Origin of the sequence: Acinetobacter sp. (assembly GCF_041919735.1) — a bacterium.
In the GTDB taxonomy this organism is placed as follows: Bacteria; Pseudomonadota; Gammaproteobacteria; order Pseudomonadales; family Moraxellaceae; genus Acinetobacter.
On sequence record NZ_JAYRTF010000026.1, the window covers coordinates 39,325 to 49,351 of the forward strand.

7 protein-coding genes and 1 rRNA gene are annotated in these 10,027 nt (G+C 45.6%); 3 read left to right on the top strand and 5 right to left on the bottom strand.

The features are described from left to right. Positions 1-53 precede the first annotated feature (53 nt). Positions 54-1,883: a dihydroxy-acid dehydratase gene (ilvD, locus tag ACE3T3_RS13695; protein ID WP_374667844.1), complete on the bottom strand. Its 1,830-nt coding sequence runs from the start codon at positions 1,881-1,883 to the stop codon at positions 54-56. Between the two features lie 452 nt (positions 1,884-2,335). Between ilvD and fmt the strand changes: the two genes are divergently transcribed. Both fmt and rsmB read left to right on the top strand, forming a co-directional pair. Beyond that, positions 2,336-3,298, top strand: a complete 963-nt coding sequence (gene fmt / locus ACE3T3_RS13700) for a methionyl-tRNA formyltransferase (RefSeq protein ID WP_374667846.1) — start codon at positions 2,336-2,338, stop codon at positions 3,296-3,298. Further along, the gene (gene rsmB, locus ACE3T3_RS13705; protein ID WP_374667848.1) at positions 3,295-4,602 is read left to right on the top strand and encodes a 16S rRNA (cytosine(967)-C(5))-methyltransferase RsmB; all 1,308 of its coding nucleotides are present in this window, start codon (positions 3,295-3,297) and stop codon (positions 4,600-4,602) included. Before fmt ends, rsmB begins: the two co-directional genes overlap by 4 nt. A 90-nt stretch (positions 4,603-4,692) precedes the next feature. Here rsmB and ACE3T3_RS13710 read toward each other — a convergent pair whose 3' ends face one another. Then, positions 4,693-4,803: a methionine/alanine import family NSS transporter small subunit gene (locus ACE3T3_RS13710; protein ID WP_374667850.1), complete on the bottom strand. Its 111-nt coding sequence runs from the start codon at positions 4,801-4,803 to the stop codon at positions 4,693-4,695. Between the two features lies 1 nt (position 4,804). Further along, positions 4,805-6,292 carry a sodium-dependent transporter gene (locus ACE3T3_RS13715; RefSeq protein ID WP_374667852.1) on the bottom strand — a complete coding sequence of 496 codons (1,488 nt, stop codon included), beginning with the start codon at positions 6,290-6,292 and terminating at the stop codon, positions 4,805-4,807. 695 nt (positions 6,293-6,987) lie between these two features. On the opposite strand from ACE3T3_RS13715, the gene ACE3T3_RS13720 reads away from it, so the two are divergent. Next, positions 6,988-7,680 carry a TIGR04219 family outer membrane beta-barrel protein gene (locus tag ACE3T3_RS13720; protein ID WP_374667854.1) on the top strand — a complete coding sequence of 231 codons (693 nt, stop codon included), beginning with the start codon at positions 6,988-6,990 and terminating at the stop codon, positions 7,678-7,680. 337 nt (positions 7,681-8,017) lie between these two features. Here the strand turns inward: ACE3T3_RS13720 and ACE3T3_RS13725 are convergent, their stop codons facing one another. Continuing rightward, positions 8,018-9,382, bottom strand: a complete 1,365-nt coding sequence (locus ACE3T3_RS13725) for an MFS transporter (protein WP_374667856.1) — start codon at positions 9,380-9,382, stop codon at positions 8,018-8,020. 536 nt (positions 9,383-9,918) lie between these two features. Next, positions 9,919-10,027, bottom strand: a 5S ribosomal RNA gene (rrf, locus tag ACE3T3_RS13730); the annotation flags it as partial.

A 10,027-nucleotide genomic window follows, 5' to 3' on the forward strand; every position in this document is an offset into this window, starting at 1 on the left:
GTAAATTAAAAAAGCACCCTATTTAGAGTGCTTTTTATTTAAAAATCTAAAGTTTAGATTTCACGTACCGCACCTTTCGCCGCACTGGTCGTATGCATCGCATAAGCTTTCAGCGCTTTCGAAATCTTACGTGGACGCTCTTCCACTGGGTGCCAGCCTTTGGCTTCCTGTGCTGCACGGCGCGCTGCCATCGTCGCTTCATCAACAGCCAAGTTGATAGTACGGTTAGGAATATCGATTTCGATTAAATCGCCATCCTCCACCAAACCAATCGCACCGCCTTCCGCTGCTTCTGGAGACACGTGACCGATTGAAAGACCTGATGAACCGCCAGAGAAACGGCCATCAGTCAACAAGGCACACTCCTTGCCTAAACCTTTCGATTTAAGGTAGCTGGTTGGATACAGCATTTCTTGCATGCCCGGACCGCCGCGTGGGCCTTCGTAGCGAATTACCACCACGTCACCGGCTTTGATTTCGTTGCCTAAAATCGAATCTACCGCAGAATCTTGGCTTTCAAAAACGCGTGCAGTCCCGTTAAATTTCAGGATGGAATCATCCACACCTGCTGTTTTAACAATACAGCCATCCAATGCTATGTTGCCGTAAAGCACCGCCAAACCGCCGTCTTTCGAGAAGGCATGTTCAGCATTGCGGATCACGCCATTTTCACGGTCACCGTCTAAACGTGAATAATAACGGTCTTGTGAGAATGCGGTTTGCGTCGGCACACCGCCCGGTGCTGAACGGAAGAATTGATAGACCTCTTCACTTTCAGTGCGGATGATGTCCCATTTGTCTAAGGCATCTTTTAAAGTGGTTTCATGTACAGTGCCGACTGAGGTATCGAGCAAGCCTGCACGATCAAGTTCACCCAAAATTGACATGATGCCACCGGCACGATGTACGTCTTCCATATGTACGTCATTTTTCGCAGGTGCAACTTTACACAGCACAGGCACTTTACGAGACAAACGGTCGATATCATCCATAGTGAAATCAACGCCTGCTTCATTGGCAGAAGCTAATAAATGCAATACTGTATTGGTTGAACCGCCCATCGCGATGTCCAAAGTCATGGCATTTTCATACGATGCTTTGGTCACCATTGAGCGCGGCAATACGCTGTAATCATCTTGTTCGTAGTGACGCTTGGTAATCTCTACGATCAATTGACCTGCTTTTTCAAATAATTTTTTACGGTTGGCATGGGTTGCCAAGGTTGAACCATTGCCCGGCAGTGACAGCCCTAAAGCTTCGGTTAAACAGTTCATGGAGTTGGCTGTGAACATGCCTGAACATGAACCACAAGTTGGACAAGCCGAGCGTTCGTATTCTGCCACTTCTTCATCGGTAAAATTGTCATCTGCCGCAACAATCATCGCATCAATTAAGTCGATGGCTTTGTCGTTGCCGCGGATTTTGACTTTACCTGCTTCCATCGGGCCGCCAGATACAAACACCACTGGAATGTTCAAGCGCATTGCCGCCATCAGCATTCCCGGGGTGATTTTGTCACAGTTGGAAATACACACCATCGCATCAGCGCAGTGCGCATTCACCATGTATTCCACCGAGTCCGCAATCAAGTCACGTGATGGCAATGAATACAGCATGCCGTCATGCCCCATCGCAATCCCGTCATCGACCGCAATGGTATTGAATTCTTTGGCTACACCGCCTGCTTGTTCAATTTGACGCGCCACCAGTTGACCTAAGTCTTTGAGATGTACGTGACCCGGGACAAATTGGGTAAAAGAGTTCACAACCGCAATAATCGGCTTGCCGAAGTCTTCATCTTTCATCCCGGTTGCACGCCATAAGCCGCGCGCACCCGCCATATTTCTTCCGTGTGTCGATGTTTTTGAACGATAGTCAGGCATTTTTTATTTCCAACAAAGTTTGAGCTTGAAATGAATCCTGAAGATTCACTCTGGCTAAATCATACTGACCATGTCAGTGAAATCAGTCGAATTTTCAACCTTATCATACACCAAGCCATTGTTTTTAAAGCTGGCTTTTTGCTCTTTGCAGTGGACTGATCAGGCGATAGATTAAATGCGACGATTTGACGACAAGAATCTTTGAACTGAAGCTACTATACCGCCATCGCCAAGCGGACAATACAAAACTTTCATGAATAATTTTTAAATTTTATATAAATATAATTTATTTAAAATTTAAAAATTTACAAAATTGGGTTATGAAATAGTGCTGTTTATGCTATTTATTCAGAGGAAAGATCCATTTTTAAAATCAATTCTCCAATGCCTCAAATTCCTTTTTCATCCTTTGTTATAATGCTCACAGAATTGAACCAAACGGGCGTTACGAATTGAAAATCATCTTTGCCGGTACACCAGAATTTGCCGCAACAGCACTCGCTGCCTTGCTGAACACTCAACATGACATCGTTGCGGTATATACTCAACCTGACCGCAAAGCTGGACGTGGACAAAAACTCACTGCCTCTGCTGTAAAGCAATTGGCCTTAGAACACGGCATTCCGGTGTATCAGCCGCTGCATTTCAAATCTTCAACTGAAGAAGGTTTGGCGGCGCAAGCTGAACTGGCAGCATTCAATGCCGATGTAATGGTGGTTGCAGCCTATGGTTTAATCTTGCCGCAAGCCGTGCTCGACACCCCGAAATATGGCTGTCTGAATATTCATGGTTCATTGCTGCCGCGCTGGCGTGGTGCAGCGCCGATTCAACGCGCGATTGCTAGCGGTGATGCCGAGACTGGTGTCACCATCATGAAAATGGCGGCCGGTTTGGATACAGGCGACATGATGTATAAAACCATCTGCCCGATTGAAGCCACAGATACCTCAGCAAGCTTGCATGACAAACTGGCTGTACAAGGTGCAGAAGCGACCGTCAAAGTGCTCGAATCTGAAGACAGCCTAAAACACTATTTAGACGGCCGTGAAGTTCAAGACGAAGCCTTCACCGTGTATGCGCATAAATTGTCCAAAGCGGAAGCAAAAATTGACTGGACTTTGGATGCGGCACAGATTGACCGCAATATTCGTGCATTTAATCCATGGCCGGTGGCATTTATTGCCCTCGATGAACAAAATAATTTGCGCGTTTGGAATTCACAGCTTTCCGAACAAGATGCCTTTGGCAAAGCCGCCGGCACGATTTTGCTGCTGGATAAGCACGGCGTGCATGTCGCTTGCGGCGATGAAAAAGCCATCTGCCTGACCAGCTTGCAATGGCCAGGCGGCAAAGCCCTCAACCCCGTTCAAGTTAACCAAACTCAAAAATTAGCAGCAGGAAATACATTCGCATGAGTCAAATTCAATCATCATCAAAAAATTTGAATTTGCGCGCGCAAGTCGTCAAAACATTATTGGCGGTGCAAAATGGCCAATCTCTGGCCTCGGTTTTAAACCAGCATATCAACATCGTTTCCGAGCGGGACCGCGCTTTATATCATGAGCTGACATTGGGCTGCCTGCGCCAGTGGTATTCATTAAAAGCCATTACATTGCCGCTGCTGACCAAGCCTTTGAACAATGAGGCGCTGGAAAGCTGCCTGTATTTGGGCTTGTATCAGCTGTTATGCACGCGCATCCCGGCCCACGCGGCCATTTCTGAAACAGTGAATGCGGTGAAGCAAATGGGCTTTGAGCCGATGAGCGGATTGGTCAATGCGATCCTGCGCCGTGTTTCACGTGAAACTGAAGAATTTCAAGCGGCATTAAACGCCAGCCATGGCCTGCCAAGCTGGCTGTTCAAGCGCCTGAAAAAAGATTGGCCGGAACAGCTGGCGGAGCTTTGCCAAAATCTGAAGCAGACCGCTCCGCTGACGCTGCGTGTCAACGAACGCCAAATCAGCCGCGATGAATATCTTGAAATTTTAGATGAAGAACAGATTGATGCCCGCCCATGCGATCTTTCTGCGGCTGGCATCGTGCTGGAACAGACCGCCAATATTACCCAGCTGCCAGGTTTTGAAGAAGGCGGTTTTTCGGTTCAGGATGAACATGCGCAGCTCTGCGCCCTGCTGCTGCCGAATTTAAACGGCAAAGTCGTGCTGGATGCTTGCGCGGCGCCGGGCGGTAAGACTGCGCATATTCTAGAGCGCTTTGATCCTAAAAAGCTGATTGCGCTGGATCATGACGCAAAACGTTTGCTGCGGGTGTCGGAAAATTTAGAGCGGCTTGAACTCAATGCGCATGCAGATGTAGAAATCATTACTGCAGACGCCACGTCATGGACTGCCAATGAGCCTGTAGACTGCATCGTGCTGGATGCGCCTTGTTCAGCGATTGGCGTGATGCGCCGCCATCCGGATATCCGACTGCTGCGCCAGTCTTCCGACATTCAGCAAACCGTCGAACTGCAAAAACAGATTCTGGACAACATGTGGCAGCAGCTTAAAGTGGGCGGCACGCTGCTGTATATCACCTGCTCGATTCTGAAAGCGGAAAATGAGCAGCAAATGATGCAATTCTTTGCGGATCATACCGATGCGAAAGAAATTAACATTGAAGAAAAATGGGGCCTGAAACAAGTTCATGGCCGCCAGCTGTTGCCTGAAACGCATTTTGGCGATGGCTTCTATTACTGCCGTATTGAAAAAACGGCTTAAAACATTGTTTATTTTTAGTCAGTGATTCTTTAAAGAATCACGCATAAAAAAGGAACCGATAAGGTTCCTTTTTTATTTCATTTTTGATGATTAATCTTCTTCCTCATCCGGGTGTTTCGCCAAATGCAGCATGGCTAAAATCAGGCCGCCCCAGAGCAGAATAATCGAAATCGCCATCATAATCATTGCGGAAGTGTTCATCTTAGTTGTCCTCCCCAGTGCTGCTGTCTTTTAAACAGCTAAATACAATTGCGCCCAAAATAAACAGCGCCACCGTACTGCCGCCCACGATCCATAAAATTTGCGCAGCGTAACCGCCGTAGCCTTCTGCAATAATCGATTTGATGGTTAAACCCAGAGCAATCGATAAAGATAAAGGCGTAATCACCGTGAGCAGGAAGTTCCAGCCCTTGCCTAATTTCAAGCTTGAATATTGATTCACATGCGCTTGCAGCTGCTTCATCAGCGGACGGCGGAACCAAGACACCAAAATAATCGACAGCAAGCCGCCGCCGACAATCCCAATATTATTAGCAAAGTAATCAATAATATCGACAAAGGTAATCGCGCTATGAGTTGAGAAAATAAGAGTCGAAACCACTGCTGAACTGCCTGCAATCAGCGTCACGGCTTTCTTGCGCGACCAGTTCAATTTATCTTGGAACGCGGCGATCGGCACCTGCAGGATGCTCACCATTGAGGTGATCCCGGCAACAGTTAATGACGCAAAGAATAAGAAGCCAAAAAGATCACCGCCCGTTCCCATACTGGAAATAATTTTAGGGAAAGCAATAAAGGCCAAGCCAATCCCGCCTGAAACCACCTCTTGTACTGAAGAACCTGAGCTGTAAGCCATAAAGCCAAGCGCAGCAAACACCCCGATCCCCGCCAAGATTTCAAAAGATGAGTTGGCCAATGCCACCACCAAGCCTGAACCGGTTAAATTGGTTTTTTTCTTCAAATAAGAAGCGTAGGTCAACATAATCCCGAAGCCCACCGACAGTGAGAAGAAAATATGTCCAAAGGCCGCTAACCACACTTTATAGTTGGTCATCGCTTCCCAGTTTGGGGTAAAGAAGGCATTCAAGCCGGCTGATGCGCCAGGCAAACGCAAGGCCTGAATCACCAAAATGGTAAACAGCACCACCAGCAATGGCATAAAGATTTTATTGGCCAGTTCAACACCGCGGCGTACGCCGCCATATAAAATGAACATCACCACGGCCCAGACGATCACCAATCCAAAAAATAAGGTTGGAACAAAACCAAGCGCTAAGCCTTCACCATTTTGCAAATAGGTGGAAAAAAAGAAGCTTTGCGTATCTGTGCCCCATTGCTGGCCAATCGAGTAGAACATGTAGCTGCCAGCCCAGGACAAGACGCTGGCATAATAGATCCCGATGACCAAGGTCACCATCACTTGCCACCAGCCTAAGGCTTCAGAGTTCATGAGCCGTTTATAGGCCGTAGGCGGCGCCTTACGGAACTTATGGCCCACAGCATAATCTAAATACAGCAATGGTAAACCGGCAGCAAAAATAGCGATTAAATACGGCACTAAAAATGCGCCGCCGCCATTTTCATAGGCAACATAGGGGAAACGCCAAATGTTTCCGAGACCTACAGCTGAACCAACAGCTGCAATAATAAATCCTGATCGCGCCGACCAGCTTTCACGATTATCTGACATAGAACACCTAGATATAGGCATCTTTAGATGCTGCTTTTTATTGGGTTATCTCGCAGTCAAAAAAAGTACCCTTAAAAATAATTCTGAATGTCTGGAACGAGCACACTGCCTTTTGAGCAATATCGGCCAATTGCAAACAGGAAAATTCTGCTAATTCTTGCTTAAAGTTTTAGCCAGATATTCGCCCTTATATGAGTTCAACAATACCGTTTTTTAATTCATTTTTCTGTAATTTATGGCTGAAATATTCACGATTCATAATATATTTCTATTCAATTGCACAAATTATCAGCTTATTTTTTATACATTATTTTTTATAAATTAACAAACTTTTAGGAATGTTTTTAAACTGCCAATCCCTTGGGTTTTATCAATCAAAATGCTGAGCGCTGGCCGTCCAAAGATCAATCCAGCCGCTGCCCCACTGATGGCACTTCATTTACGCTGGACATGGCGATAGCAGTCTTGCCTGAAACAGCTGCGGACATCGATAGGCCAATGCTTATCCTCTTTTGATTTGATTTTTTGAACGATGATCAAGCGGTTTAAAACCGTCTGAAATATCCGCCTATTCCCTCAGTCAAAAACGTTTTGCATCAGCTCACTTTCAAGCTATCATGCGCGCGATGCTGCTGATATTTTAAGCAAGCTGAAGAAGTTTTATGCAAAAAAAATGCTATCGATGGAACGAAAAAATGAAAAAAATCACGCTGATTGGGGCTGTTTTAGGTTTAGCGGCTTTGAATCAAGGACATGCAGATGTCATTGCTTTAAAAGCAAATATTGATTATTGGCAATACAATGCGGATATGAACCATCCTCAGCAGATTCCAACAAATTCAGAATTAGATGATGATCACAGTTTGGCCTTTTCAGCCGCCTTCGAGCATCCTATTCCATTTTTACCCAACGCTAAAATCAAGCACACGAACCTGAAAGCAGACAGTCAGGAAAGCAGTGATGGTATACACAGAAATCAGCTTGATCTGGATTACACTGACTTTATTTTGTATTACGAAATTTTGGACAATCTTGTCAATTTGGATGCCGGATTTGGACTTAAGCGCCTGGATGGCAATATCCGTAGAAACTATATGGCCGTGCAGGATTTAAGCGGAAATCTGCCAATGTTCTATGCGCAAGGCGGAGTAAAATTGCCATTTACGGGCTTAAGCGCCAATGCTGAAGTCAGTGTAGCTGCCTTATCTGATGATCGAATCACAGATGCGCAAATCGATTTAAAATACAATTTTGTAGAGACGGCACTGGTGGATATTGGCGCAAAAGCCGGTTACCGCATTTTAGAGATGCAAATTGATAGAGATGCAGATACCGAAACCAAATTTAAATTTAAAGGGCCCTACCTCGGCATTGATGCGCATTTTTAATCTGCCGGTTCCTTTGTACGCTTAAACTTACAGAGTCTGACGGAAATCAGTGCTATTCAGCAGGATAAGATCAAACTATAGTTAAACCATACAGAGACAGGATGTTTCTAAAGAGCAAAATTAAAAGAATAAAATTAAAGAAAGCAGGACGCTTAGACCGGATCGGAATCCAGTCGAAAACTGATACGAAAAAGCCCTTAACAGGATGTTAGGGGCTTTTTTCTATGCGCCTCATTCATCAAAATAGCATTGAGTCCATAAGAGCAGCCAAGGCATTTCTGCTTAGAAAATAAAAAAGGCCCATACAGGATGAGCCTTTTAAAACATACGCTGAAAATCAGCTGTAGGAACGCTGCGCTTTTAACGCTTTCTCAGCAGGCGCTGCTTCCTGCACTTCAGCTTCACTCTTGCGGATAAAGAAAACCGCAATGGCTGCAATAATGACCGGAATGCCCACTGCCATAAAGTTGATTTGATGCGGCAATTCTTTCGCCAACAGCATGCCGATTAAAATAGGCCCCACAATCGCGCCAGTACGGCCAACCGCAGACGCCCAGCCAATGCCTGTCGAGCGCACAGAAAGCGGATAGTACTGCGCTACATAGCTATACAGCAAAATTTGCGAACCAATGGCAGAGGCGCCGGCCACGGCAACCAGGAAGTATATTACCGGCTGCGGTGACTTAAAGCCCAGCAATGACAGCGCAACTGCGCCCGCTAAACATAAAATAATGATCACCGGCTTCAAATGGAACTTATCCGCCAAAATGCCGCCGCCCACTGTGCCGATCACAGCGCCGATATTCATTGCCATCAAGAACATCAAGCTGCTGCCCATAGAATAGCCTGCCGCCATCATCAATTTTGGCAGCCAGCTGCCCAAAGCGTACAGCGTTAATAAGCACATGAAAAAACATAGCCAAAATAATGCAGTCCCTACACCGCGTCCCTGCTGATACAGCGCTTTGACTGTTGTGCCGCCTGGCACCGCAATCTCAGACAACTCCAGTTGAGTATGATCAGAGATGGATTGTTCTGGAGATATTTTTTTCAGCATTTGACGCGCTTCATCATCACGCTTCACTTTAACCAAGAACGTCAAAGATTCAGGCAAGAATTTCCAAACAAATGGCAGCAGCAGCAGCGGAACCCCTGCAATAAAAAACATGATCTGCCAGCCGAAACTTGGGGTAAACCAAGCGCCGAACAGCGCCGCCATAATGCCGCCCATGGCATAGCCGCTGAACATCGTTGTCACCAGCGTGCTGCGCAGCTTTTTAGGCGCATATTCCGAGGTTAAAGCCACAAGATTGGGCAATACGCCGCCAATGCCAAGACCGGCCAAAAAGCGCAATGCGCCAAACTCTGTCGGATTGGATGCAAATCCGCCAGCAAAGGTAAAGCCGCTAAATAAAAATACACAGATCATAATGACTTTTTTACGTCCAATTTTATCCGCCAAAGTACCAAACAGCATGGCGCCGAACATCATGCCCGCCAATGCCGTACTGGCCAGCATTCCCGCCTGAACGGTGGTCAGTCCCCAATCCTTCATCAGCAAAGGCAAAGCCACCCCGTTAATCGCCAAATCATAGCCATCGAATAAAATTAAAATCAGGCACCACAGCATGATGCTTAAGTGTGATTTTGAAAATTTTGCATGGTCAACGACATCATTCACATTCATTGTGTTTGCCGGCATTAGAACTCACCTCCAATTGTGAGATTAATTTTGGATTACAATGCGGTTTGGGATGGTTTTTGTCCAAAATTTCAAAGGTATCAACCTATACCTTTGAAATATCAGAATATTAATTGGTAATAAAATGTCAGAAAAAGCTATAGAAAAGAGAAATATTTGCTTAATAATTAAATGATGAACCTGCGGTCCAGTTTTATTTTATATACATATCAATGGATTAAAAATCAGCCATGAGCAATCAGACAATAGATGATTTGATATAAAGATTGTCAGCTTTCACCATCCTTTTAGCGCAAAATTTGAAATGCATCCAATTTCCGTCTAAAAAATCAGCACTCGCAGCAATTCTATTCGACTAAAACCCTATGCTTTCCGGCACAATTCCAGCATTTCCTGCTTTTAAAACTGCTGATTCACGGTATTCCGCTGTTTTTTCAGCACAGCGCACGGCCTGAATCTTCTTTTTTATTTTTTTCTTTTCTATCGCGCATAAAAAAATCCCCCTGCTCTTTTGAGTCAGGGGGATTTGAATAATGAGCTGGCGATGACTTACTCTCACATGGGTAACCCCACACTACCATCAGCGCTAAGAGGTTTCACTTCTGAGTTCGGGAAGGGATCAGGTGGTTCACTCTTGCTATTGTC